At 51.8% G+C, this 26,200-nt stretch carries 21 protein-coding genes and 1 pseudogene; 16 read left to right on the top strand and 6 right to left on the bottom strand.

The window, feature by feature from the left end; all coding sequences use genetic code 11:
* A pseudogene (locus tag OCV31_RS08730) lies at positions 1-219 on the top strand (hypothetical protein); the annotation flags it as partial.
* 91 nt (positions 220-310) lie between these two features.
* Here the strand turns inward: OCV31_RS08730 and OCV31_RS08725 are convergent.
* From OCV31_RS08725 to OCV31_RS08715, 3 genes are read right to left on the bottom strand one after another with little or no spacing between them, the layout of a single operon-like run.
* Positions 311-1,603 carry an ABC transporter permease gene (locus tag OCV31_RS08725; RefSeq protein WP_148474391.1) on the bottom strand — a complete coding sequence of 431 codons (1,293 nt, stop codon included), beginning with the start codon at positions 1,601-1,603 and terminating at the stop codon, positions 311-313.
* Positions 1,603-3,159: a COG1361 S-layer family protein gene (locus OCV31_RS08720; RefSeq protein ID WP_148474389.1), complete on the bottom strand. Its 1,557-nt coding sequence runs from the start codon at positions 3,157-3,159 to the stop codon at positions 1,603-1,605. The genes OCV31_RS08725 and OCV31_RS08720 overlap by 1 nt, the downstream gene beginning before the upstream one ends.
* Positions 3,156-3,908 carry an ABC transporter ATP-binding protein gene (locus OCV31_RS08715; RefSeq protein WP_148474387.1) on the bottom strand — a complete coding sequence of 251 codons (753 nt, stop codon included), beginning with the start codon at positions 3,906-3,908 and terminating at the stop codon, positions 3,156-3,158. The genes OCV31_RS08720 and OCV31_RS08715 overlap by 4 nt, the downstream gene beginning before the upstream one ends.
* A 103-nt stretch (positions 3,909-4,011) precedes the next feature.
* Between OCV31_RS08715 and larB the strand changes: the two genes are divergently transcribed.
* Complete coding sequence (larB, locus tag OCV31_RS08710; protein WP_267303917.1) at positions 4,012-4,707, top strand: nickel pincer cofactor biosynthesis protein LarB; 696 nt, start codon at positions 4,012-4,014, stop codon at positions 4,705-4,707.
* On the opposite strand, the gene OCV31_RS08705 is transcribed toward larB, so the two are convergent.
* Positions 4,668-5,225, bottom strand: coding sequence for a 5-formyltetrahydrofolate cyclo-ligase (locus OCV31_RS08705; RefSeq protein WP_267303916.1), 558 nt, complete (start codon positions 5,223-5,225; stop codon positions 4,668-4,670). The genes larB and OCV31_RS08705 overlap by 40 nt on opposite strands.
* Positions 5,226-5,306: 81 nt before the next feature.
* Here OCV31_RS08705 and ftsE point away from each other — a divergent pair, with 81 nt between their 5' ends.
* The 11 genes from ftsE to srtB all read left to right on the top strand — a co-directional run bounded on the left by ftsE (position 5,307) and on the right by srtB (position 18,590).
* Positions 5,307-5,993 carry a cell division ATP-binding protein FtsE gene (gene ftsE / locus OCV31_RS08700; RefSeq protein ID WP_148474383.1) on the top strand — a complete coding sequence of 229 codons (687 nt, stop codon included), beginning with the start codon at positions 5,307-5,309 and terminating at the stop codon, positions 5,991-5,993.
* Positions 5,980-6,885, top strand: a complete 906-nt coding sequence (ftsX, locus tag OCV31_RS08695; protein WP_148474381.1) for a permease-like cell division protein FtsX — start codon at positions 5,980-5,982, stop codon at positions 6,883-6,885. The genes ftsE and ftsX overlap by 14 nt, the downstream gene beginning before the upstream one ends.
* A gap of 24 nt (positions 6,886-6,909) precedes the next feature.
* Positions 6,910-8,241, top strand: coding sequence for a murein hydrolase activator EnvC family protein (locus OCV31_RS08690; protein ID WP_148474379.1), 1,332 nt, complete (start codon positions 6,910-6,912; stop codon positions 8,239-8,241).
* Positions 8,242-8,302: 61 nt separating this feature from the next.
* Complete coding sequence (locus OCV31_RS08685) at positions 8,303-9,466, top strand: S41 family peptidase (RefSeq protein WP_148474377.1); 1,164 nt, start codon at positions 8,303-8,305, stop codon at positions 9,464-9,466.
* Positions 9,467-9,490: 24 nt separating this feature from the next.
* The gene (gene uvrB / locus OCV31_RS08680; RefSeq protein ID WP_148474375.1) at positions 9,491-11,461 is read left to right on the top strand and encodes an excinuclease ABC subunit UvrB; all 1,971 of its coding nucleotides are present in this window, start codon (positions 9,491-9,493) and stop codon (positions 11,459-11,461) included.
* Between the two features lie 15 nt (positions 11,462-11,476).
* Positions 11,477-14,305, top strand: a complete 2,829-nt coding sequence (gene uvrA, locus OCV31_RS08675; RefSeq protein WP_267303915.1) for an excinuclease ABC subunit UvrA — start codon at positions 11,477-11,479, stop codon at positions 14,303-14,305.
* 324 nt (positions 14,306-14,629) lie between these two features.
* Positions 14,630-15,556: a transporter substrate-binding domain-containing protein gene (locus OCV31_RS08670; RefSeq protein ID WP_267303914.1), complete on the top strand. Its 927-nt coding sequence runs from the start codon at positions 14,630-14,632 to the stop codon at positions 15,554-15,556.
* Between the two features lie 66 nt (positions 15,557-15,622).
* Positions 15,623-16,312 (top strand): amino acid ABC transporter permease, encoded by a 690-nt coding sequence (locus OCV31_RS08665; RefSeq protein ID WP_148474371.1) that lies wholly within the window; start codon positions 15,623-15,625, stop codon positions 16,310-16,312.
* Positions 16,296-17,018, top strand: coding sequence for an amino acid ABC transporter ATP-binding protein (locus OCV31_RS08660; RefSeq protein WP_148474369.1), 723 nt, complete (start codon positions 16,296-16,298; stop codon positions 17,016-17,018). The genes OCV31_RS08665 and OCV31_RS08660 overlap by 17 nt, the downstream gene beginning before the upstream one ends.
* Before the next feature lie 203 nt (positions 17,019-17,221).
* Positions 17,222-17,683 carry an IS200/IS605 family transposase gene (gene tnpA / locus OCV31_RS08655; RefSeq protein ID WP_148474367.1) on the top strand — a complete coding sequence of 154 codons (462 nt, stop codon included), beginning with the start codon at positions 17,222-17,224 and terminating at the stop codon, positions 17,681-17,683.
* 181 nt (positions 17,684-17,864) lie between these two features.
* Positions 17,865-18,590: a class B sortase gene (gene srtB, locus OCV31_RS08650; protein ID WP_148474365.1), complete on the top strand. Its 726-nt coding sequence runs from the start codon at positions 17,865-17,867 to the stop codon at positions 18,588-18,590.
* A 47-nt stretch (positions 18,591-18,637) separates the two neighbouring features.
* On the opposite strand, the gene murC is transcribed toward srtB, so the two are convergent.
* Entirely contained in the window at positions 18,638-20,038 is a 1,401-nt protein-coding gene (murC, locus tag OCV31_RS08645) for a UDP-N-acetylmuramate--L-alanine ligase (protein ID WP_148474363.1), read from the bottom strand.
* A 69-nt stretch (positions 20,039-20,107) separates the two neighbouring features.
* Positions 20,108-20,701 carry a 30S ribosomal protein S4 gene (gene rpsD / locus OCV31_RS08640; protein WP_108830736.1) on the bottom strand — a complete coding sequence of 198 codons (594 nt, stop codon included), beginning with the start codon at positions 20,699-20,701 and terminating at the stop codon, positions 20,108-20,110.
* A gap of 148 nt (positions 20,702-20,849) precedes the next feature.
* Between rpsD and OCV31_RS08635 the strand changes: the two genes are divergently transcribed.
* From OCV31_RS08635 to OCV31_RS08625, 3 genes are all read left to right on the top strand, one after another.
* Positions 20,850-22,166 carry an amidohydrolase gene (locus OCV31_RS08635; RefSeq protein ID WP_148474361.1) on the top strand — a complete coding sequence of 439 codons (1,317 nt, stop codon included), beginning with the start codon at positions 20,850-20,852 and terminating at the stop codon, positions 22,164-22,166.
* A 21-nt stretch (positions 22,167-22,187) separates the two neighbouring features.
* Entirely contained in the window at positions 22,188-23,177 is a 990-nt protein-coding gene (gene trpS, locus OCV31_RS08630; RefSeq protein WP_148474359.1) for a tryptophan--tRNA ligase, read from the top strand.
* A gap of 266 nt (positions 23,178-23,443) precedes the next feature.
* Entirely contained in the window at positions 23,444-26,104 is a 2,661-nt protein-coding gene (locus OCV31_RS08625) for a valine--tRNA ligase (protein WP_148474357.1), read from the top strand.
* Positions 26,105-26,200 lie beyond the last annotated feature (96 nt).

Genomic DNA, 26,200 nt, shown 5'->3' with positions numbered 1-26,200 from the left:
TACCATGGCCTTCGCTACACCAACCAGCGTGGACGAAAGAAAATGGACCTGAAAGCGGTGCTGACCTTTGCATGCATGAACATGAAAAAACTGGCACTAATGATGGATCGAAGAGATCGGGAGAGGGGAAACTGCGGCCCTTCTTTTGCTGATTTATGGAAAAAATACATAAAAAAGAGACAAACCCCGAGTTTTATTCGGAGTTTGTCTGCAGTCTGAGAGGACCTCTGTAAAAAGAGGTCCTTTTTCAATGGAAAGACTTATAAAATGTCGATGGCCCGTGAAACATTTTCGATTTTTTCGAAAACAATCATTCGCTGCGAATGGCATCCAGGGCCGAGAGGTTCATGGCGCGCTTGGCAGGGAAGTAGCCGGCGGCGATGCCCACCAGGGTGGAGAAGACGAGAGCCACCAAGACGAGCCACAGGGGAATGTGGGAGATTTTTACGGCCTCTTCCGCACCTTGTGCCATGGCGAATCGGTTGCCGATGAGATTAAAACCGGCGCTTAAGATCAGGCTCAGGGCCACACCGATGACGCCGCCGATAAAGCCGATAAGGGCGGCCTCCGTGAGGAAGAGCTTTTGAATGTCCTGAATCGACGCGCCGATGACTTTCATGACGCCGATCTCCCGTGTGCGTTCGTAAATAGACATAATCATGGTATTGGCAATGCCGATGGCGGCGACGATAAAGGAAATGGAGCCGATGCCGGCGAAGATGGCGTTGACGATGGCCATGCCTTTGTTCATGCTCTTAATAAGTTCGATCATGCCGGAAGCATCGTAGTCCAGGGCTTTTATACTAGATGTAACATCTTCAGCATTTTTCATATCGTCCACCCGCACTTGAATGCGGTCGTAGCTGTGGGTGTTGGGCCGCGGCATCTTTAAGCGGTCCATTAAATCCATATAACCGTCCACGGTCATAAAGACATTGTTGTCGTAGTCCATTTTTTTCGTCTTGGCGATGAGGCCGGTGACTTTTATTTCCGTGGAAAGATTCTCGGCGCCCATATTCTCTCCCGGCATCATCGAATCCGAGGAGGTAATGGTCATGCTTTTTCCCGCGGCATTAAAAAGCGGAGGCGGATCCTCGCCGTCGTCCATGGCGGGCATGGTCGTGGAGCCCGTGGGATCGTAAAACATATCCACGACGCTGCTTCCGAAAAGCATTTGGCCCTTGCCGTCGCCGTGGAAGAAACTGCCCTTTTCCATCTCCCAGCCCAGGGAATCGTAGGTGTGCTTTTCCATGGCCGTAATGCCCACAAAATCCGATTGAAATTTTCTGAGCTTCATGTTCACGCTGGTGTTGTAAACCGGCGTCACGTCCACCACGTGGGGAAGCTCCTTTAATTCCGAAATGGTTTTGCGCGTCAGGGCCTTGCCCTTGCTGCCTTCTTCCTTTTGCGTCACATTGATGTTTTTCACATCGCCGAAGTCTTCGATCATGCGCCGATTGTTTTCCGTCATGCCGTAGCCGAAACTGAGCATAATAATGATGGATACGCAGCCGATGACCACGCCGAGAAGGGTGAGGCCCGTGCGAAGTTTTCTGGCGAGGAGATTTTTCTTCGCCATGTCGAATAGATCGCGGTAACTCATCAGATCGTCAAATCCTCGTCGTCCACGTCGCCGGATTTTTTGCGCTTCTTACGGACGTAGAAGGCGATGGCGCCGACAATGGCGGCGATTAAGGCGACGCCCAAGGGAACGGCCCAGGCCGGGCGGGGCGCTTCCGTCTCTTCTTCATCGCCTGCCGGCATATCGCCTTCCACCTGTACGACAAAAGGCTTGACCAATTCCTGTTTTCTGCCTGTGGAATCGTCGTAGGTAATGACGATTTCGCCCTTTTGCTCGCCTTTGGCCCGTGGCGTAATGTTCACGTCGTAGGTTTGGGCGCTGCCCGGGGCCACATTGCCGGCGAAGTAGGTATTGGTATCCGCATCGAAATTGCCCCGCATTTTCACCATCACATTGGAAAGCACGGATTTTCCCGTGTTAAAAAATTCCAGAGACAGGGGCATTTCGCCGCCGACGAAGCCTTCCTTGTCCACTTTTAAATCCCCGAGTTCGATTTCCGCGCTTTGAATCACGGGAATGCCGATGACTTCCGAGGAGGTGTAGGGATTGCCGTCGGAATCTTCGTATTCGAAATTCGCCGTAATGGTGTAGGTACGCGGCGCCGTATCCGGAGCCGTGGTCAAAGTAATTTCTTTTTCCGCGTGCTTTTTCGGCTTTATCTTATCGATATAAAAGGTGTTGCTGCTGCCGATGGGAATAAAGGCGCTGCCGCCACCGCCGCTCGATGCGGCGGCTTCCATGGCGCCTTGGGCTCCCTGGCCGGAGGATGTGGGCACATCCACAGCCTCCGCTGCATCGGCGGAAAGGGCGACGCGCAGATTTTGCACGGATTTTTTGCCGTTGGTATTCAGAATGCGGAAGTACAGGGTAAAGGGCACCCCGGCTTTGACATCCACGGGATCGTAGGAGTAGTGGTCGATCACAAGCTTCGGTGTATTGTTGCCGGAAGGAGCCTGTCCGCCGGATGATGCGCCCTCGGAGCCTGTGACGGGAAGGGGCGAGCCCATGTCACCGCCGGAGAAGCCGCCCATGGATCCGCCGGAGAAGTCCCCGCTGCCGGAAAGATCACCGGAGGACGTCCCCGCCTGTGAGGGATCCGAACCGCCTGCGGCGCGAACGGTGACCATCTGCTTGCTCTCGTGGACCTCGTTGGTGTTCACGTCGACGTAGGCGATGGAGAGCTTCACGGGATAGTTTTTCTTATCGCCGCCCGGCGTCATTTGAAAGGTAAAGGTATAGCTTTCCTTTTGACCCGGGGCGAAGTATTTGGCATTCACTGTGGTGACGGATTTCGGCACTAAGCCGTTTAAATCCTGGGATTCCGCTTGAATGCGAATGTTTTTCGCGGGGCCTTTGCCGTTGTTTTTAATGGAGAAGCGAATGGGGATGTCGGCCCCCGAGCCGTTGTCTTGGGGCCAGCTGATGTCCGTGAAGTCTAAAATCGATATGGGGGCGTGGCTCGTCGATTCCACCTTCTGCGGGGGAATGGCATTGGCGCCGTTTGCAGCCGAGGCCACTTGGGGCGCGACGCTTGTAAGTACCAGACAACCGGCTAATAGCCATGTTTGTTTTTTCATATGGACTCCTCGTTGTTATTTTGGGGGAGAAGTTCGAGCTCCCGTGCTTTTTCGATGATCTGTTGCGTTTCGTCCCGCACGATTTTTCCGTCACGCAGCTCGACGATGCGATTGGCGTAGACGGCGGTTTCCAAATCGTGGGTGACGATGATGAGGGTTTGCTTATGTTCCTTGGCGAGATCGCACATCATCTCCATGATTTCCACGGAGGTGTTGGTGTCCAAATTCCCCGTGGGCTCGTCGGCAAAGAGAATGGGCGGCGCATCCACAAAGGCCCGGGCGATGGACACCCGCTGTTGCTGGCCGCCGCTCATTTCGCTGGGTTTGTGATCCAGGCGATTGCCCAGGCCCACACGCTCCAAAATGGCGCGGGCCTTTTCTTCCCGTTCCTGCTTTTTCACGCCCTTAAAGATAAGCCCCAAACTCACGTTTTCCGTGGCCGTTAAGGTAGGGATCAAATTATAGGACTGAAAAACGAAGCCCACATTTAATTGGCGAAACTTCGTGAGCTTTTCCTCGGAAAGCTTCTCCATGTGGATCTTGTTGTTAATAATAATCTCGCCCTTTGTGGGCCGATCCAAACCGGCCATCATATTTAAGAGTGTGGATTTCCCGCTGCCGGAGGTTCCCAGGAGGCAGAGGATCTCTTCTTTTTGTATATCTAAATTGACGCCACGAAGGGCATAGACTTTTTCTTCGCCCATGTGGTAGACTCGGTACAAATTCCTTATGCGAATCAATGGATCCAAAGCATCACATCCTTGCCATTATTATATCATTTGTGAAAGAATGATGTACATTTCAAAGAAGTGACGTATTTTAAGACTTGTCAAAGATAGAAAGAAGCAGGCCATGATGAGAGACGACAAACAATTTTATAATTTGGATACGAAACGAAAAAGCAGGCGGCTTTTCGGCGAAGTGGTTTACGGCGAGAACAAGGCGCCGGCCCACTTAAAGGCTTGCATCGAAGGCTTGCTGGAAGCACAGGGCGATGTATTGATTACGCGCCTCGCTCCGGAGACTTACGAAAAATTAGGCGAGTTAAAAGAGCGGCTGGATTACGATCCCCTCTCAGAAACCGCTTTGGCGGGCACAAAAAAAGAGCCCGTAGGCTCTGTGGCCGTGGTGACGGCGGGCACCTCCGACGGAAAGGTGGCGGAGGAGTGTGCAAGAAGCCTCGCCTATTTCGGCGTAAAGGCCGTGCCCTTTTATGACGTGGGCGTGGCGGGGATCCACCGCCTCTTCGAACGTATCGACGCCATCGGCGGGTGCGATGCCATCGTCGTGTGCGCCGGCATGGACGGCGCCCTTCCTTCCGTGGTGGCGGGGCTGGTTTCAGTGCCCGTTATCGCCGTACCCACCTCCGTGGGCTACGGGGCGTCCTTTGGGGGCGTGGCGGCCCTATTAAGCATGCTCAATTCCTGCGCCGAGGGCGTGGCCGTGGTGAATATCGACAACGGCTACGGTGCCGCCTACATGGCAGCGGAAATCGTCTACGCCATCCATCAAAAGACGAGGCAATCCGTCTCGGATAAAAAGGCGTGAACGGGCAGATCGTATGCGTTGCGGGGCACTTCATGGACGAGCTGTTCGTGAAAGCCTACGCCCAATCGAAAGCCCTCGTGGCTCGAGAAGAAGCGGTCGTAAAAGCCGCCGCCGTAGCCCATGCGGTAGCCCGAATGATCGAAGGCCAGGCCCGGGGTAATGATTAAATCGCAAACAGTTTCTTCCCGCGCTTGCGCCAAATCCTCCGGCAGTTCCAAAATGCCCCAATAATTTTCGACGAGCTCGTCTTTTGATAAAAGGCGGGCCATTTTCATTTCCGAATCGCCTTTTTTCGTGGCGGGAATCAAGACTTCTTTCTCCTTCAGCAAATCGTCGAGCCAATGAATGGTCTCCACTTCGCTTCCCATGGAGACGAAGAGAAAGATACGCTTCGCCTCTTTGTATTCATCTAAGGATTTTAAGCGGGAAAAAATCGCCCGGGATTTTTCTTTCCGCGTCGATTCGGGAATCTCGTCGCGGATCTTCTTGTAATTATTACGTAAACATTTCTTTTTCATGGCAAATGGGCTCCTCGCTTTCATATTTTTGTAACTTATACTATAATAAATGAGATAAATTGTATGGAATGAGGTGGATCGTTGATTACGTTTCAAAATGTCTATAAAGAGTACAAAAATGGCGTACAGGCTTTAATGGACATTAATATGGAAATCCCATACGGTCAATTCGTTTTTATCGTCGGCGCTTCGGGCGCAGGCAAAAGTTCTTTAATCAAATTGTTGATCTGCGAAGAAAAAGTTTCTCGCGGCCACATTTACGTAAACAATAAAGACATCACCGAATTGTCTCCATGGTATATACCCAAATTGCGGCGTCAAGTGGGCGTCGTGTTTCAGGATTTCCGCCTGCTTCAAAAAAAGACCGCCTACGAAAACGTGGCTTACGCCTTGGAAATCGTCGGCGAAAGCGGCCGCACCATTAAAAAGCGCGTGCCGGAAGTATTGGAGCTCGTCGGATTAAGCGATAAACTAAACAGTTACCCGGGCGAATTGTCCGGTGGGGAAGGGCAGCGCCTCGCTATTGCCCGGGCCATCGTGAACAAACCGCCTGTTTTAGTGTGCGACGAGCCCACGGGAAACTTGGATTTCGAGACGGCCATGACCGTCATGCAGACCTTAAAGCGCATTAACGACGACGGCGCCACGGTGATTATGGCCACCCACGCCAGAAATATCGTCAACCACATGCAGCGCCGGGTCATTACCCTCGACAACGGACGAATCATTAGCGATGTGAACGTGGGAGGTTACGATGCGGTGGATTAGACAATTCGGCAACAACATAAAAGAGGCCTTTCAAGGCATCGCGAGAAACAAGGGCATGAGCCTCTTGTCCGTGATCTCCATTATGGCCGTCTTGGTCCTTTTCGGCGTGGTGGTGCTCTTGGTCTTGAACATGACCGGCATCGTCAACGAAACGGAAAAGAAAGTGGACAAGGTGGTCGTTTACTTAAACGACGACGCCAACGAAGACAGTATTCGCGCCATTATCAAAAAGGCCGAGGGCACGGGCTATGTCAAGGACGTGAGCTACACCACCAAAGCACAGGCTTGGCAAGAGTTTTCCAAGAACATGGAGCTTACCAACGACGCTTATTTCTTGGAAGGTATGGAAGAAAATCCTCTTCCCGCCTCCGTTACTTTGCAGTTGTCCAATATAAAACAAGCGAAGACCGTGGCCAATACCCTGCAGGGCATGCCCGGGGTCTACCAGGTGGATTACTTAAATGAATTAATCGGCAAGATCGTGCAAATTAACGATTGGGTACGCATTTTAGGCGTGGCCGTCGTCGCCATTCTCTTGATCATCGCCATTGTGCTTATTCACAACACCATTAAATCCACCATCGCCAATCGCAGTCAGGAAATTCAAATTATGAAATACATCGGCGCCAGTGACGGCTACATACGTCGGCCCTTGCTCATTGAAGGCATGTTCTTCGGCGTCGTCGCCGGAGCTCTGGCGTTGGTGCTCGTGTATTTAGGCTACAAAGGCATGTTCGGCCTGTTCGATGAAAAACTCAATGTGCTCATGGGGCTGAGGCTTATTCGCCCGACGGATATGCTGAAGGACATGGCCATTATGTTTCTATGTATCGGCGTCGGCGTCGGCTTAATCGGAAGCTCTCTGTCGCTGAAGCGGTTCTTAGATGTATAGACGGTAACCAGAAGGAGGTTCACTTTGCAAGCGAATCACAGAAAGAAACTTTCCGCGGCCCTCGCCATTTTAATGTTAAGTTCCCAGCCGGTGCTGGCATCGAGCTTGGAAGCCGCCCGTTCGGAAGCGGTACAAAAAAAGAATTCGATTCGATCCAATATGGCGGGTACCCAATCCATGATCAGCCAAACCAGGAGCCAAGTGGTCACGGTGCAAGCGGAAATTCTCGCCTTGGACTCACAAATTACCCAAGTCAATATTAAAATCGATCAATTAAACGGCGAAATGCAAAAGCTTCAGGCGGAAATCGCGCAAACGAAGGCGGAGCTCGAGGCGGCAAAGGCGGAGCTTTTGGAGAAAAAAAATCTTTACGCCAAGCGTCTTCGCGCCATGTACATCGCCAACGACCGGGGCTATTTGGACATTCTTTTGGATTCCACGGACGCCACGTCCATCATCGGCAATGCGCGCATGATTCGCTCCATTGCTACCAGCGACCGGGAGCTTATCGACGAAATCAACGCCAAGGTAAAGGAAATTGAAGAGAAGCAAGCCCTTCTCGCCGAGCAGGAAAAGCAATTGGCTCAAAAGCAGGAACAAGCCCGCATCGAGCGTAGCAATCTTGAAGCGGCCAATGCGCAAAAGACCGGCTACATGAACAGCCTCATGAGCAATTTAAGTGCTTACGAAGCCCAATACGACGCCATGCTTCGCGAGTCCGACGCCATTGAATCGCAAATCGCCAATCTGGATCTTTCCATTCAAAAGGCCAAGGAAGAAGAATCGGCCCGCCTCGCCAAGCAAAGAGCGGCGGCGGAAGAAGCCCGTCGCGAAAAGGAAGCGGCTGCGAGAAAGGCGAGCCGTTCAACCGGCCGCACCGTATCGACTCGATCGGCATCCGTAAAAAGCGCGCCCGCCGTCTCCGACGATGTGGTATCTTACGGCGAAAAGGCCACGCCGGAAGCGAAAACCGGCGAGCTTTACTGGCCCGTCCCCGGCCATCACCGGATCACGTCGCCTTTCGGCTACCGAATCCACCCGATTTTGAAATACCGCAAGCTCCACACCGGCGTGGACATCGGCGCCCCCAACGGCACCCCGGTGGTCAGTGCTGCATCGGGCACGGTCATCGCCTCCCGCTTTATGAGCGGCTACGGCAACTGCATTATGATCGACCACGGCGGCAAAGTTACGGTCTACGCCCACTTGTCTTCCAGAGCTGTGAGCCCGGGGCAATCCGTCTCCGCAGGGGAAACCATCGGCTATGTGGGCAGCACGGGCATGAGTACCGGCGCGCACTTGCACTTTGAAGTGCGGGTCAACGGCGCGGTGCAAAATCCCCTTAACTATTTATAATCGAAAGTAAAAGAACCTTTCTTCGGGAAGGTTCTTTCTTCCATTTAAAACAGGAGTACCCATGAAAAAGAAACACATAGCGGGCATTATCGCCCTCTTGCTCGTGACCAATATCATCACCGCCTTTGCCTCGGTGCAAGTGGCCACGGGAAGCGCGAAGGAAGTGGCCCAGACGAAAGTATTGGAGCGCTTTTTAAAGAAATACTACCTGCGCAGCGACGAAATCACCGAAAAAGATTTTATCGAAGGCAGAAAAAAGGGCACAGTGGCGGCGCTGAATGATCCGTACAGCCAATACTTCGACGAGGAGGAGTACAAACAGTTTATGGAATCCACCACCGGTGAATTTTTCGGCATCGGCGTGCAAATCGGTGCCGTCGAAGGTTCCAAACTGATCACCGTCATTGCGCCCATTAAGGGCTCGCCTGCGGAGGCGGCGGGTTTAAAATCCGGCGATAAAATCGTCTCCGTCGACGGCGTGGAATACACCGTGGACGAAATGGATGAAGCGGTCAAGCACATTAAAGGCGACAAGGGCACCACGGTGACCTTGGGCATTCTATCCGAAGGGGACGGCCGCGTGCGGGATGTGAAGATTACGCGCGACGAAATCCACATGGAATCGGTAATCACAGGCTCCATCGGCGACATCGCCTACATCGGCCTCACCCAATTCGAAGAGAATACGGTGGACGAATTTACCGAGGCCATGAAGGCCGCGGCGGGGAAAAAGGGATTGATTCTGGATCTTCGCGGCAATCCCGGCGGCATTTTGGAAGCCGCCGTCGGCATCAGCGATCAATTGCTTCCCGAGGCGGACATCGTCAGCGCCAAGGACAATCGGGATAAGGAAGTCTTCCACTACACCTCCGACGAGGAAAGTTGGAACAAGCCCATCGTGGTCTTGGTGAACGGCGGAAGCGCCTCGGCATCTGAAATCGTGGCCGGCGCCTTAAAGGACAACAAAGCGGCCACCTTGGTCGGCGAAAAGACCTACGGCAAAGGCGTGGTGCAAACCCTGGTGCCTCTGCCCGGAGGCGGCGGCATAAAGCTCACGACCAGTGAATATTTCACGCCGTCCGGGGTAAGTATTCAAGATAAGGGCATCGAGCCTGACGTGAAAGTCAGCTTGCCTGAAGACGTGCAGGCCATCGGACTCGAGCATCGAGATCAGGATACACAATTGCAAAAGGCAATTGCCATTATTGAGAAGAGCGGTCGTTAGATCGCTCTTTTTGCAGGAGGATTTATGGATTTTAAAATTCATTCGAACTATAAACCCACCGGCGATCAGCCGCAGGCCATCGACAAACTGGCCAAGGGCATCGACGGAGGCATGAAGCACCAAACTCTATTAGGGGTCACGGGAAGCGGCAAGACCTTTACCATGGCCAATCTCATCGAGCGGGTGCAAAAGCCCACCTTGGTCATCGCCCACAACAAGACCCTGGCCTACCAATTGGCTTCGGAGTTTCGCGAATTTTTCCCGGACAATGCCGTGGAATACTTTGTCAGCTACTACGATTACTACCAGCCGGAAGCCTATGTGCCGGGAACGGATACCTTTATCGCAAAAGACGCCAGCATTAACGACGAAATCGACAAGCTTCGCCACTCCGCCACCATGGCTCTCTTCGAGCGGCGGGACGTGATTATCGTGGCATCGGTCAGTTGCATTTACGGCTTGGGCGACCCCATCGATTACAAGAATTTGGTGGTGAGTCTGCGCCCGGGCATGGTGTGGGACAGAAACGCACTTATGAGCAAGCTCGTGGACATTCAATACGTGAGAAACGACGTGGATTTTTCCCGGGGCACCTTCCGCGCCCGGGGCGACGTGCTGGAAATTTTTCCCGCCGGCAATTCCGAAAAGACCATTCGCGTGGAATTTTTCGGCGACGAGATCGATCAAATCGCCGAAGTGGACGCGGTCACCGGTCGCATCGAAAGCTATCGCAATCACGTATCCATATTTCCTGCATCCCACTTTGCCACGCGTCCGGAAAAAATCGAGAGGGGCGTCAAAACCATTCGAAAAGAATTGGAAGAACGGCTCTTTACCCTGAGGGATCAGGAAAAGCTCCTGGAGGCCCAGCGCTTGGAGCAGCGCACCAATTACGATGTGGAGATGCTCGAGGAAATGGGCTTTTGCTCCGGCATCGAAAACTACACCCGCCACTTAAGCGGCAGGGAAGCGGGCAGCCGCCCCTACACCCTTATCGACTACTTCCCCAAGGATTTCATGACCATTATCGACGAGTCCCACGCCACGGTGCCCCAGATTCGCGGCATGTTTAACGGGGACCGGGCCAGAAAAGAAACCCTCGTGGAATACGGCTTCCGCCTGCCCTCGGCCCTGGACAATCGCCCCCTGCGCTTCGAGGAATTCGAATCTTTGCAGAATCAAGTGGTCTACGTTTCCGCCACGCCGGGCCCTTACGAAACGGAACACGAGGAGCAGCGGGTGGAACAGATCATTCGCCCCACGGGTCTCGTGGATCCGAAAATCGACGTGGTGCCCACGAAAAATCAAATCGACCACTTGACAGAACAGATCAACGACATGACGTCGAAAAACATGCGGACCCTGGTCACCACCTTGACCAAGCGCATGGCGGAAGATTTGAGCAAGTATTTTAAAGACATGGGCATGAAGGTGGCCTATCTCCACTCTGATGTAAAGACCATCGAGCGCATGGAGATCATTCGGGATCTGCGCCTCGGCGTCTACGACGTGCTCGTGGGCATTAACCTCTTGCGGGAGGGCCTGGACATTCCCGAAGTGGGCCTCGTGGCCATACTGGATGCGGACAAGGAAGGCTTTTTGCGTTCGGAAACATCCCTCATTCAAACGGCGGGTCGTGCCGCGAGAAATGTGGAAGGCCGGGTTATTATGTATGCCGATACCATCACCGGCTCCATGGCCCGCACCATCGAAGAAACGGAACGGCGCCGCGCCATTCAAATGGCCTACAATAAGAAACACGGCATCGAGCCCAAGTCCATCGTCAAGGGCATTCGCGACGTCATTGAAAATACCATTGCGGCGGAAGAAGAGGAAGCCTTCAACGAAGAATTCGCCAAGGAAGACATTCTGGCCATGCTGAAAAATCTTGAAACGGAAATGTTCAAGGCCGCCGAGCAACTGGATTTCGAGCGGGCGGCGAGCATTCGCGATCAAATAAGAGAAATAAAAGAACGTTACGGATTAAATGAATAAAGAGAAAGGAAATAGATGAATCCATCCATTGAACAGGCGATCCACATTCACGGGGCGCGCCAGCACAATTTAAAAAATCTCGACGTCTATATTCCGAGAAATAAAATGACGGTCATTACGGGCCTCTCCGGTTCCGGCAAGAGCTCTCTGGCCTTCGACACCATTTACGCCGAAGGGCAGCGGCGCTACGTGGAAAGTTTGTCTTCCTACGCCCGACAATTCTTAGGGCAAATGGACAAGCCCGAGGTGGACTACATCGAGGGCATGAGTCCGGCCATCGCCATCGACCAGAAGACCACGTCGAAAAATCCCCGCTCTACCGTGGGTACGGTCACGGAGATCTACGACTACATCCGCCTGCTCTACGCCCGGGTGGCGAAGCCCTATTGCCCGGTATGCGGCAAGCCCATCGAGGCCTTTGCGGAAGATCAGATCGTGGACAAGATTATGGAAATGGAGAAGGGCACCCGCTTTCAACTCCTGGCCCCGGTGGTGCGCCAGAAAAAAGGGCAGCACAAGAAAATCCTCTCTCGCATCCGCAAGGAAGGCTTTTTGCGCATGATCATCGACGGGGAAATGCACCGCACGGAAGAAGAGATCGAGCTGGATAAAAACAAGGTCCACGATATCTTCATCGTCGTGGACCGCATCATCATTCGCGAGGGCATCGAGAGCCGCCTCACCGACAGCATCGAGACGGCCCTTGAGATCTCCGGCTCCACGGTTATCGTGGACACCATGGACGGCAACGAAAAGCTTTACTCCACGAGCTATTCCTGTCCCGAGCACGACATTTCCATCGAGCCCGCCACGCCTCGGTCTTTTTCCTTTAACACGCCCATGGGGGCCTGCCCCACCTGCAAGGGCTTGGGCAGCAGCCGCCGGGCGGATCCGGAGCTAATCATTCCCAATAAAGAGCTTTCCATCGACGAAGGGGCCATCGCCTGCTACGGCACCACGGAAGGCACCTATTACAAAGAAATTATCGACCAAATCGCGGCACGACACGATTTTTCTACGAAAAAACCGATCAAAGACGCGCCGAAACCCATGATCGACGAATTGATGTACGGTACGAAAAAGCCCCTGCACTTCGTCTTCAATTCCTACTTTAGCGGAGACAAAGAATACCGGGGCCAATTCGAGGGCATTCTGAAGAATTTAAATCGCCGCTACTCGGAAAGCGCCAGCGATCGCACCTTGGAAAAAATCGAGCCCTTCCTCTCCGACATTCCCTGCCCCGATTGCCACGGCGCGCGGCTGAAGATGGAGTCTTTGGTCTTTAAGCTGGGCGGAAAAAACATTTACGAATCCACCCTGCTTTCCGTCATTGACGCCATGGATTTCTTCGATTCCCTGGATCTCAGCGACATGGACCGAAACATCGCCGATCAGATTTTAAAAGAAATTCACGAACGGCTCTCCTTCCTAAAAGAAGTGGGCCTGGGCTACCTTACGCTGGCCCGAATGGCGGGCACCTTATCCGGCGGCGAAGCCCAGCGGATTCGCCTCGCTACCCAAATCGGCTCGGCCCTCGTCGGCGTTACCTACGTCTTGGACGAGCCCTCCATCGGCCTCCATCAAAAAGACAATGCCATGCTCTTGAAATCCCTTCGAAATCTCACGGACATCGGCAACACCCTCATCGTCGTGGAGCACGACGAAGACACCATGCGGGAAGCCGACGAGATCTTAGACATCGGCCCCGGCGCCGGCGTCCACGGCGGCCACATCGTGGCACAGGGCAGTTACGATGAGATCATTCAAGTGGAAGATTCCCTCACGGGGCAATACCTCTCAGGCAAGAAAAAAATTCCCGTGCCGAAAGAGCGGCGGCCCTATACGGGGGATGAGATCGTCGTTTACGGGGCTGCGCAAAACAATTTAAAGGGCATCGACGTGCACTTCCCTCTGGGACAATTTATCTGCGTTACCGGCGTCTCCGGTTCGGGGAAGAGCTCCCTCATCAACGAAATTTTGAAAAAGGCCGTGGCGCAAAAGGTAAACAAAAACAAAGTGCGCCCGGGCAAATACAAAAAAATCGAAGGTTTGGAACACGTGGACAAAATCGTCTCCATCGACCAGAGCCCCATCGGCCGCACGCCCCGATCCAATCCCGCCACCTACACCGGCGTCTTCGATTCCATTCGCGATGTCTTCGCCCAAACCAACGAAGCGAAAATGCGCGGTTACGCCAAGGGCCGCTTCTCCTTTAATGTGAAGGGCGGCCGCTGCGAGGCCTGTAAGGGCGACGGGATCTTGAAAGTGGAAATGCACTTTCTCCCCGACGTCTACGTGCCCTGCGAAGTCTGCGGCGGCAAGAGATACAATCGGGAGACGTTGCAGGTCAAATTCAAGGGCAAAAACATCGCCGACGTCCTGGACATGACCGTGGATCAGGCGGCGGAATTTTTCGAAAACCATCCGCGGATTTTAAGAAAAATAACCACCTTGCAGGAAGTGGGCCTGGGCTACATTAAGCTCGGGCAGCCCTCCACCCAACTTTCCGGCGGCGAAGCCCAGCGGATCAAGCTGGCCACGGAGCTTTCCAAGCGGGGGACAGGCAACACCCTCTATATCTTGGACGAGCCCACCACCGGCCTTCACGCGGAAGACATTCGAAAGCTACTGGGCGTTCTCTCCAAGTTGGCCGACATGGGCAACACCGTGGTGGTTATCGAACACAATCTGGATGTGATCAAAGTGGCGGATCACATCATCGACCTTGGTCCCGACGGCGGCGACGGCGGCGGCGAAGTGGTGGCTGTGGGCCGGCCCGAGGACGTGGCAAAAAACGAAAAATCCTACACGGGCATCTATTTGAAACCCCTACTGGAAAAATAAAACGAGATCGACGCAAATTGTTTGATAAAGGGCCTATTTATAGTAGGCAGTTTTCGAAAAGCGAAATAAATTTCCATGAAGGCAAACGAGAAACAGCGTTTCTCACTATCTTTCGGATTTTCTTGTGGATTTTAACACGATATAGTATAATTTCACAAAAGAAAAAACAAAGAAGGAGGCCTTAATCTTGAATACAGAAAAATTTTTCGAGAGCGATCGGAATTATCGCAAGGAAACAAAAAATTCGACTTGCGCGTCCGGCCCTAAAAGACGACGCCGATACGAATGACAGCCGATGTATTTAAGATTGAAGGGAGAAATAAAATGAAAAAGACAGGTTTACTTACAATTTTAGCCATGATCATGGCGTTTGCATTGGTCGGTTGCGGATCCGGTGCGAAAAACGGTGAAAACGCAGCAAACGACGCAGGCAAAAAAGAAGCCGCTCAAGTGAGCCAAGAAGATATGGACGCCGCCGTCAAGAAAATTAAGGACAACGGCAAATTGGTTTTGGCTACCAGCGCCGACTACCCGCCCTACGAATGGCACTTAATAAAAGACGGTAAAGATGAAATCGTCGGCTTCGATATTGAAATCGCCAAAGCCATTGCCGATGAAATCGGCGTCGAACTTGAAATCAAAGATTTGGATTTCGACGGCATTATCCCGAGCATTACCTCCGGTCAAGCGGACATCGGTGTCGCCGGCCTTTCGGCTACGCCGGAACGTGAAGAAGCGGTGAACTTCTCCGTACCCTACTTCACCAACGAACAAGTGGTTCTCGTTCGCAAAGAAGATGCAGACAAGTACAAGAAGATGGAAGACTTCGCAGGCAAGGTCGTCGGCGCACAAACCGGCTCCATTCAAGAAGAAACCGTCCGCGAAAACTTCCCGAAAGACGTGGAATTAAAGAGCCTTGCCAAATTAAACAATCTGGCCATGGAAGTGAAGAACAAAACCGCCGACGCCTTGGTTATCTCGAAAAGCTCCGGTGAACAGTACGCCAAACAATTCCCCGAACTCGTCGTCATCGACGCCGGCGTACCCGAAGAACCGGGCGTATGCGTCGCCAATAAAAAAGGCGACGACGCTTTTACCGCCTACATTAACCAAGTGGTACAAAAATTAATCGACGAAGGCAAGATCAAAGACTTGATCGCAGAATACGAAAAACTGGCCGACGAATCCACCGGCAATGAAGGCGCTGAAGAAGCGGCAGCCGACAATGCAGCAGAAAACAACGGCAAGTAAAATTGCCCGAACCATAGAGTTAAAACTGTTTCCTCGTGAAACAGTTTTTTCTATCGAGGAGGAAAAATGGACTTAATGAATTCCTGGATGGCCTTTTTAAATAAATACGGCTCATCCTATTTAGATGGAACCTTGATGACCCTAAAGCTCTCCTTTCTAGGGGTGTTCTTCGGTTTTATCCTGGGCATTTTAATCGTGCTGCTCCGCCGGTCAAAGCTGAAGCCTCTTCAGGCCATCGCAAAAATTTACGTGCAAATGTTTCGGGGCACGCCATTATTGGTTCAAGTAACGATATTCTACTACGGCTTTTCCAGCGTGCTCCCCGATCAATACGCGGCCTTAAAAAATCCCTTTGCCTTAAGTTTAATCGCCGTATGCATGAACTCCTCAGCCTATGTGTCCGAGATTATCCGCGGCGGGATCAACGCCGTGGATCGCGGACAAGGGGAAGCGGCGGCATCCCTGGGCATGAAGAAAAGCCAAATTATGCGCTACATTATCTTGCCCCAAGCCATTAAAACCGTGCTTCCGGCCCTGTGCAATGAGTTTGTTACTTTGATTAAAGAAACGGCCATCGTCTCCATCGTCGGCGTAAGCGACTTAATGTATCAGGCAAAGATCGCCCAAGGGGCGAGCTACAAGCCTTTCATGCCCAATGTGACGGCGGCGCTTATCTACTTGATTCTCGTAACCGGCCTTTCCAAGGTCATCAGTGTGTTTGAAAAGAGGTTGGCTAACAGTGATTCGCATTCATAATTTGACAAAAAGTTTCGGCGACAACCAAGTCTTAAAAGGCATTTCCACGGAAATCGCAGACGGAGAAGTGGTGGTCGTCATCGGGCCCTCGGGCTCCGGCAAATCCACCTTCCTGCGCTGTTTGAATCGCCTGGAAGAAGCCGACGGCGGCGAAATCATCTTTGAAGGCGTGGACATTAACGACAAGAAGACGGAAATCGAAAAAATTCGCGAAGACATGGGCATGGTCTTTCAATCCTTTAATCTCTTTCCCCACAAAACCGTCATGGAAAATATCACCATGGCGCCCATGTTGGTGAAAGGAACGGATCAGAAAGCGGCTGAAGCCAAGGCGGAAAAACTCTTAAATCGCGTCGGCCTCTTGGACAAAAAAGACAGCTACCCCAATCAACTCTCCGGCGGACAAAAACAGCGGATCGCCATTGTGCGGGCCCTGGCCATGGAGCCCAAGGTCATGCTCTTCGACGAGCCCACCTCGGCACTGGACCCGGAAATGGTCGGCGAAGTCCTGGACGTTATGCAACAGCTGGCCAAAGAGGGGATGACCATGGTGGTAGTTACCCACGAAATGGGCTTCGCCAGAGAAGTGGGGGATCGGATCCTATTCTTGGACGAAGGCTATTTGCTTGAAGAGGGCACGCCGGAAGAAGTTTTCGGTCATCCGAAAGAAGCCCGGACGCAAGAATTCTTAAACAAAGTGCTGTAAAATCATTGCAGACACATTCCTATTATCATTCCGAAGAATCGAGGGGCATAAGGCCGCTCGATTTTTTCTTGTGCGCTTTAGCATGAATAAACCACCAGCTATGCTGGTGGTAGGCATAAAAAGCTTTAGCTTCAAGTAAAAAAAGAACCTCCTATGATAAAATTATTGTGTTATCGGCAATAAAATATCAAGGAGGTATCCATATGGATAAGAACAGCTTAGCACATACAAGTTGGAATTGTAAGTATCATATTGTGTTTGCGCCAAAATATAGGCGGCAGGTTATATACGGGAAATTGAAACAAGACATAGGAAAAACATTAAGGGACCTATGCGACAGAAAAGGAATAAACATAATCGAAGCGGAATGTTGTCCGGATCATATACATATGCTGCTGGAAATTCCACCGAAATATAGCGTATCTCAAATCATGGGATACTTAAAAGGAAAAAGTAGCTTAATCATTTTTGATAGACACGCAAATTTGAAGTACAAATATGGAAATAGGCATTTCTGGTGTAGAGGGTACTACGTCGATACTGCGGGAAAAAATGCGAAAAAAATTCAAGAATATATCAAAAACCAATTGGAAGAAGATTATATGGCGGATCAGATAAGCATGAAGGAATTCATCGATCCGTTTACGGGTCAGCAGGTCAAATAAAGTATGAGAATAGGCGCTTTAGCGCCAACTGGGGAATTGTTGCAAGAGGAAGAAATTCAGAGCACGAAAGTGCTGCCGGTAACAGCCCCTTATAGGGGCAAAACAAACCACCGGCTAAGCCGGTGGTTCTGATTGGGAAAGTATTCTTGGAAAGGGTATAAATCGACGAGAAAGGAGCGCTATGAATAACAAAGTAGTAAAGGGCTTGCAACTGATTTTGGTCCTCGTGCTGGTGTTTTCTTTGGGAAAGATCGGCCTCTATTACAAAGATCAACACGTCTACGATCGAAACGAAGCCCGCATCGCGGAAAAGTACAGAGAAGGCGAAAAGGCCGGTGTGGAAGATGCCCATAAGGCCGCGGCGGAAAAAATCGCCGCCCTGAAAAAAGATTACCCCGATTTGGTGGCCTGGATCGAAATCCCCGGGACACCTCTCTCCCTTCCCGTGGTGCAGGGGAAGGACAACGACTATTACCTGAATCACGACATCGAGAAAAGCCGAAACGCCCTCGGCGTGCCCTTTATGGATTACCGAAACAAGGCGGATTTTTCCGATCAAAACACGATCATCTACGGCCACCGCGTGAAAAACGGCAAGGTCTTTCATCCCCTTTTGTCCTACGAAGATCCGGCCTTCGTAAAGACGGCGCCGAAAATCGTCGTGGATACGGAAAAAGGGCGGAAGGTTTACGAAATTTTCGCCGCATACAAGGCCAACCCCTACGAAGATTTCCGCTCCGTTCAATACGAAGGCCAGCGCCTCGCCGCCTTCCGCACGCGACTGGAGACGAAGAACATACTGAAAGGGCCCTTGAGATGGCAGGGAGAAAAAATCGTTACCCTGCAAACCTGCTCGGAAAAAGAAGAGCGCATGGTCCTTCACGGCCGCCTCGTGGAGGAAAAATAAGCACAAAAAAAGCGTCTCATCCGCAAAAGGAATGAGGCGCTATTTGCTTACACGTTTTTTTCGGCATCTTCCAAGAAGCGTTCGCCGACGCGGAAGATATCGCCGGCGCCCATGGTGAGGATCACATCGCCCGGGCGGCTTTTTTCTTTGATATAGTCTAAAATGTCGTCTTGTTCGCCGATGTAGATGGCCGAATCGTGGTTGGCCTTCACCGCGTTGACCAAGGTCCTCGAGTGGATGTCGCCGTAATCTTTTTCACGGGCCGCGTAAATGTCGGCGATAATGGTCATGTCGGACTCGGAGAAACTGTGACTGAAGCTATCGAGAAGAAGCTTGGTGCGGGTGTAGGTATGAGGCTGGAAGATACAGATCAGCCGATTTTTTACCGTGGGCTTTAAGGCGTGGAGGGTGGATGCGATCTCCGTCGGGTGGTGGGCGTAATCGTCGATGATGCGAATGCCGTTTACTTCGCCCTTGTATTCCAGGCGGCGGCCCACGCCGTGGTAGCCGAGGACGCCTTTAATGGCATCTTCCACGGGGATGTTGTTTTCCACGCAGGCGCTAATGGCGGCCAGGGAATTGGACACATTGTGCAGGCCCATGACTTGCAGCTGAATGGGCGCAATTTTTTCGCCGCGAATGTACAAATCGTAGCTGGGTCTGCCCGTGTGAGAGTCGATGACGAGATTGCGCGCCTCGTAATCGGCGGCTTCTTTGTAGCTGAAGGTCACGACGCGGCCCTTGGTGGCATCTTTCATGCCGTAGGCGTATTCGTCGTCTTTATTTAGAATCAACACGTCCCCTTCGCCGAGGTTGCCGGCGTAGGCCCGGAAGGTTTCGAGAATGTGGTCGATGTTGTCGAAGAAGTCCAGGTGGTCTTCGTCGATGTTTAAAATAATCGCCGTGGAGGGGAAGTATTTCAACACATTGGCCCGATACTCGCAGGCTTCGGTAAGGAAGAAATCCCCGTCGCCGATGCGCACATTGCCGCTGATTTCGCCGAGGTTTCCGCCGACCATAATGGTGGGGGAGAAGGGCTCGTCTTTAATGGCCGTGGCGATCATGGATGTGGTGGTGGTTTTTCCGTGGGTGCCGGAGACGGCGATGGAGACGTGGAAATTCTTCATGACGGCGCCGAGGAAGGTGGCGCGGTCCACGATGTCGATTTTTTTTGCGACTGCCGCCCGATATTCGGGATTGTCCATTTGAATGGCGTCGGTGTAGACGACGAGATCCGCGTCTTCGATTTGGGCGGGGTCGTGATCTTCGTAAACCGTAATGCCTAATTCCTGAAGATGTTCTGTAATGGGCGAAGCTTTTCGGTCGCTGCCGGAGATGGTGTAACCTTTGGAAAGCATCAGTGCCGCGAGGCCGGACATGCTGATGCCGCCGATGCCGATAAAGTGGATATGGTGATAATCCGTTGTTCCAAATTGGAATTGAAACATGCTTACCTCACTTCCTGGTAGTTATTTATAAGACGACAAATAAAAAAATTGCGGAAAATCCGCAATTTCTTATTTTCCGGAGTAGAATTCGACGATCAGTTGATCTTCGATTTCGATCGGGATATCTTCACGAGCGGGTTCGGAGCTTAAGGTAGCTCGATTGTTCTTTTCCTTCGTGATGTAGGGATAGGCATTGACGAAGTTCGTTTCGTAGTTTTCTTTGAACATGTCAACTTTGCGGCCGCGGTCGCTTAAGGAAATCACGTCGCCGACTTGGACTTGGTAAGAGGGAATGTTGATTCTCTTGCCGTTTACGTGAATGTGACCGTGGGTAACCATTTGTCTTGCTTGACGAATGGAAGATGCAAAACCCATACGATACGTTAAATTATCTAAGCGGACTTCTAAGCGTTTAACAAGTGCAGGGCCGGTTTCTTCTTCCGCCTTTTGAGCGTCGAGGACGTAGCGGTAGAATTGTTTTTCCATTACGCCATAGTAAGCTCTGAGTCTTTGTTTTTCCAACAATTGCTTCCCGTATTCGGTTAACTTCTTGTCGGAGCGAGCCGTGCCTCTGCCGGCGCGGTTCATCGCCTTGGGATGTCCACATACGTTCAGACCTAATCTTCTGGATTGTTTAAATCTAGGTCCCATCATTTTTGCCATTGTCTTCACTCCTAAATTATTATTTGCCGCGATAATTTAGAACCTCTGGTATTATACAAGAAAACAGAGGACATGTAAAGGGAAAAAGGCCATATTCCGCTTTTTTCTCCCTTGTGCTATACTAAAAACAGACTTGCGAGGAGGACTTATGCATATCATTTTTCAAGACACGCAATACGTCGATGTGGTGGCCGGAGAGGTATTATACCACAAAGACATTGAGATTAAAGACGGCAAGATCGCGGCGATTGCAGGCGCCCATACATTAAAAGGTGCCGAAATCATCGACGGCAGGGATCTTTTGCTCGTGCCGGGCTTTGTTAACGCCCACACCCATTTGGGCATGAGTTATTTCAGAAATTATGCCGACGACATGGATTTAAATACCTGGCTTACCAAGGCGATTTGGCCCCTGGAAGCCCACTTGACCCGAGACGACATTTATTGGGCCAGCATGCTTTCCATGGCGGAAGGAATTTTATCGGGCACAACGACTTTCTGCGACATGTACTACCACATGGACATGGTGGCCCAGGCGGCGGTGGCCATCGGCATGCGGGGGCTTTTAACCCGAGGCCTTACGGATAGCGACGGCCAAGGCGACGAAAAGCTGGAAGAAGTGCGCATGCTTTACATTAACAGCCATGGCTTGGGCGACGATTTAGTGGAAGTGGCTCCGGCGCCCCACGCCATTTACACCTGCAGTGGGGACTACATTAAAGACATTATCCGTCTTACCGGAGAGTTGGACGGCGTGCTCCACACCCATTTGTCCGAATCGAAAAAAGAAATGGAAGACGCCGAAGCCCTTTACGGCACGACGCCCATTCGCTACATGTGGAATCTCGGGCTGGATCAGGTGCGCACCATCGCCGCTCACTGCGTCCACATGACGGAAGAGGAGATGGACTTGGTGGATCCCGAGAAGTTTTTCCCGGTGCACAATCCTTCCAGCAATTTGAAATTGGCGAGCGGCATCGCTCCGGTGCAAAAAATGATGGATAAAGGCCTTACGGTGGCACTGGGAACCGACGGGGACAGCTCCAACAACAATCAAAATATGTTGGAGGAAATGCACCTGGCCGGCCTTTTGGCCAAGGGCGTGAGCTACGATCCCGAAGCGCTGAAGGCGGAAGATGTGCTTCGCATGGCCACCATCAACGGGGCCAAGGCCTTGGGGCGGGATTTCGAAATCGGCTCCATCGAAGTAGGAAAGCTCGCCGACATTAGCTGCTTTAATTTAAATTCACCGAGCTTCACGCCCAGGAACAATTTGATTAGCGCCCTGTGCTACTCGGCCCAGGCGGAAGATGTGAAACACGTGTTAATCGGCGGGAAGTTTGTATTAAAAGACCGCAAATTGATCCGCGTGGATCTGGACGACATACGAGAAGAAGTAGAACGGAAATTCCAACAACTGATCGATCGTAAAGAATTAAGCGATGCGATAAACGGCGACCTGTAGGCCGCGGAAAGAGAGGACATTATGGATAAAAAAGTAGTATACTCGGCCATTCAACCTTCGGGCAGCTTGACCATCGGCAATTATTTAGGCGCACTGAGCAATTTCTCCGATTTGCAGGAAGAATATCAATGCATTTACTGCGTCGCCAATATGCACGCCATTACCGTGCCCCAAAATCCTGCCGATTTAAGAAAGCGGACCTTAGATTTAATCGCCCTCTACGTGGCCTGCGGCATCGATCCCGAAAAATCCATTCTCTACATTCAATCCCAAGTGCCGGAGCACACGGAACTCGCCTGGGTATTAAACACCATTACCTCCATCGGTCAGTTAAACCGCATGACCCAATTTAAGGATAAATCCAAAAAGCAAAAAGAAGTCTACGCCGGCCTCCTAAACTACCCGGTGCTCATGGTGGCGGACATTCTTCTCTATCAATCGGCCTTCGTGCCCGTCGGGGAAGACCAACGGCAACACATCGAGCTCACCCGTGACATCGCCGAACGCTTTAACACTCGTTATTCGCCTACGTTTACCATTCCGGACATTATGGCGCCGAAGGTAGGGGCGAAGATCATGGGTCTGCAGGATCCCACATCGAAAATGAGCAAATCCGATCCCGACGAAAACGGCTTTATTTTAATTCTCGATGAACCTGACGTGATTCGCAGAAAAATCAAGCGGGCGGTCACCGACTCCAAGGGCACCATCGCCTACACCGACGAGCAACCGGGGGTAAAAAACCTTCTGGACATTTACTCGTCCTTTAAACACATCAGCCCCGAGGAAGCCCTCAGGGAATTTGAATCCGCAGGCTACGGCGAGCTGAAAGAAGCCGTGGCAGAAGCGGTGGTGGAAGGCCTCGCGCCGGTGCAAGAGCGCTTCCACGCCATTCGCGGCGACAAGGAACAATTGGAAGCCATTTGCCGAGACGGTGCGGAAAAAGCATCCTACTTGGCACAGAAGACGCTAAGAAAGGTATACAGAAAAGTAGGATTAGTACAATTTTAAACAAGTCTTGATTTTTTACAGAAAATTTTCTATAATGAACCTATCTTTACACATGTGAAGGAGGAGTAGATTGTCCCTCGTCCATAGAGAGGTCGCGCGTGGTGGAAGCGATCGGCGAAGCAATCGAAGGTCGCCTTCATCCTTTTTTCGCGAGAGCGAAACGGCGTCCCGTCGTTATGGGGAAGAAGTGCCGTAGCAATACGGAATAAAGGTGGTACCGCGGAATCTCGTCCTTTTCAGGGCGAGATTTTTTAGTAGGAGGAATTATGAACAGTATGCAGAAAACCTATAATCCCAAGGATTTCGAATCGCGCATCTACGCCGATTGGATGGAAAAGGGCGAGTTCACGCCGGATCGCGAAAAGGACAAGGCGGAAGGGAAAAAGCCCTTTACCATCGTCATGCCGCCGCCGAATGTTACGGGGAATTTGCACATGGGTCACGCTATGAACAACACCCTGCAGGATATTTTAATTCGCTTTAAGCGCATGCGCGGTTACAGCGCCCTGTGGATTCCCGGAACGGACCACGCCTCCATTTCCACGGAAGTAAAAGTCGTGGAAAAGTTGCGCAAAGAGGGCAAGTCCAAAGACAGCTTGGGCCGGGAAAAATTCCTGGAAGCCGCTTGGGCCTGGACGGAAGAATACGGCGGCAACATTAAAAACCAATTAAAGAAGCTGGGCGTATCCTGCGACTGGTCCAGAGAGCGCTTCACTTTAGACGAAGGCCTATCCGCCGCCGTGGAAGAAATGTTTATTCGCCTCTACAAAAAAGGCCTGGTCTATCAGGGCGACCGAATCATTAACTGGTGCCCCCACGACAAAACCGCCCTTTCCGATGCGGAAGTGGAACACGAAGAGCAGGAAGGCAAGATGTGGACCTTCCGCTACCCCATCGACGGCGAAGACGACGCCATTATGATTTCCACGACCCGGCCGGAGACCATTCCCGGGGACTTGGCCGTCGCCGTCAATCCGGAAGACGAACGCTATAAAGATTACGTGGGCAAATACGCCGTGATCCCCGTCATTGAGCGGAAGATCCCCATTATCGCCGACAGTTACGTGGAATCGGAATTCGGGACCGGCGCCGTAAAAATCACCCCCTCCCACGACCCTAACGACTTCGAAGTGGGCGCGCGCCACGATTTGGGCCAACTGTTGATTATGGACGAAGAAGCCCGACTTAACGAAAACGCCGGCAAATACTGTGGCTTGAGCCGAGAAGAAGCGCGAAAAGCCATTGTCAAGGATTTCGATGAAGGCGGCTATTTGGTTAAGATCGACGATCACCACAACGCCGTGGGTCATTGCGAGCGCTGCAAAACCGTTATCGAACCCATGCTCTCCAAACAATGGTTTGTGTCCATGGAAGAGCTGGCCAAGCCCGCCTTGGAAGCTTACGAAAAAGGCGATCTCCACTTCGTGCCGGAACGCTTCGGCAAGATCTACACTCACTGGCTCGAAAACATTCGCGACTGGTGCATCTCCCGTCAATTGTGGTGGGGCCACCGCCTGCCCGTCTACTACTGCGACGACTGCGGCGAAGTGATGGTGTCGAAAGAAGCCGTTCACACCTGCACTGCCTGCGGCAGCCAAAACATTCGCCAAGACGAAGACTCTTTGGACACCTGGTTCAGTTCCGCCCTGTGGCCCTTCTCTACCATGGGCTGGCCGGATTCCACGCCGGATTTGGATTTCTACTACCCCACCGACGTCTTGATCACAGGCTACGACATCATCTTCTTCTGGGTCATTCGCATGGTCTTTTCTGCCATTGAAATTACCGGCGAGCTTCCCTTCACCGACGTCTACCTCACCGGGCTGATTCGCGACGAACAGGGCCGCAAAATGTCCAAGAGCTTGGGCAATGGCATCGATCCCCTGGACGTCATCGATCAATACGGCGCCGATGCTCTGCGCTTTACATTGATCACCGGCTCCACTCCGGGCAACGACATGCGCTTCAGCTACAAGCGGGTGGAAAGCAACCGCAATTTCTGCAACAAATTATGGAATGCGTCTCGCTTCGTGCTCATGAATCTGCCGGAAGATTTCTACGACGCCAAGGTCATAACGGAAAAACTCCATTCGGAAGATCGCTGGATTTTAACCCGCGTCGATGAAACCATTGTGGAAGTACAGGAAAAAATCGAAAAATACGACATCGGCATGGCCGCCGAAGCGGTACACGACTTTATTTGGGACGAATACTGCGACTGGTACATCGAAATGGTAAAACCGCGCCTCTACGGCGACGACATCGAAGACAGAGAAGTGGTCTACGGCGTGCTCCTGGATGTACTTGAAAAGATCCTGAAAATGCTTCATCCCTTTATGCCCTTTATTACGGAAGAAATCTACGCTTTCCTGCCCTCCACGAAAGAAGATCTTATCGTAAGCTCCTGGCCCCAAAGCGGCGTCTACAAATACGACGAAGACGTGGAAAAAATCTCCATTCTCAGAGAAGCCATTCGAGGCATTCGCAATGCCAAGGCGGAAATGGACATCGAACCTTTCAGAAAGAGCAAGCTCTATCTCTTAACCGACGACGCCCGGGCGGAAGTCTACGACGAATTAAAAGAGCATTTCGCTAACTTGGCCAACTGCACCGCCATTGAGCGCATCCCCGATCGCGACGCCGTTTCCGACGATGTCATCTCCGTGGTCGTAGAAAAGGCGGAACTTTTCCTCCCCATGAAAGACTTGGTCGACTACGACAAGGAAGCCCAACGGCTGAAAAAAGACATGGAAAAAACCGAAGCCGAAATCGAGCGGGCGGAAAAGAAGCTGGCAAATGAAAATTTTGTCAGTAAAGCGAAGCCCGAAGTCGTACAAAAAGAACGGGATAAATTGGAAACACACAAGGAAAATCTCAAAAACTTAAAAGAACGAGCCGCTTTCGTTCAAAAGCAATTGGCGGATTAGGTTTTTTATAAAACCATGGAATTTATAGGTGCTTAATGCGTAATCTCCCATCGCGAAGGGTAAAGTGTAAGAAGAAGGAAAGATCACACGAGAGGA

Origin of the sequence: Aedoeadaptatus acetigenes, from assembly GCF_025566985.1 — a bacterium.
In the GTDB taxonomy this organism is placed as follows: Bacteria; Bacillota; Clostridia; order Tissierellales; family Peptoniphilaceae; genus Aedoeadaptatus; species Aedoeadaptatus acetigenes.
The sequence above is the reverse complement of the archived record's forward strand: the minus strand, read 5'-3'. Positions and strand labels throughout refer to the sequence as shown.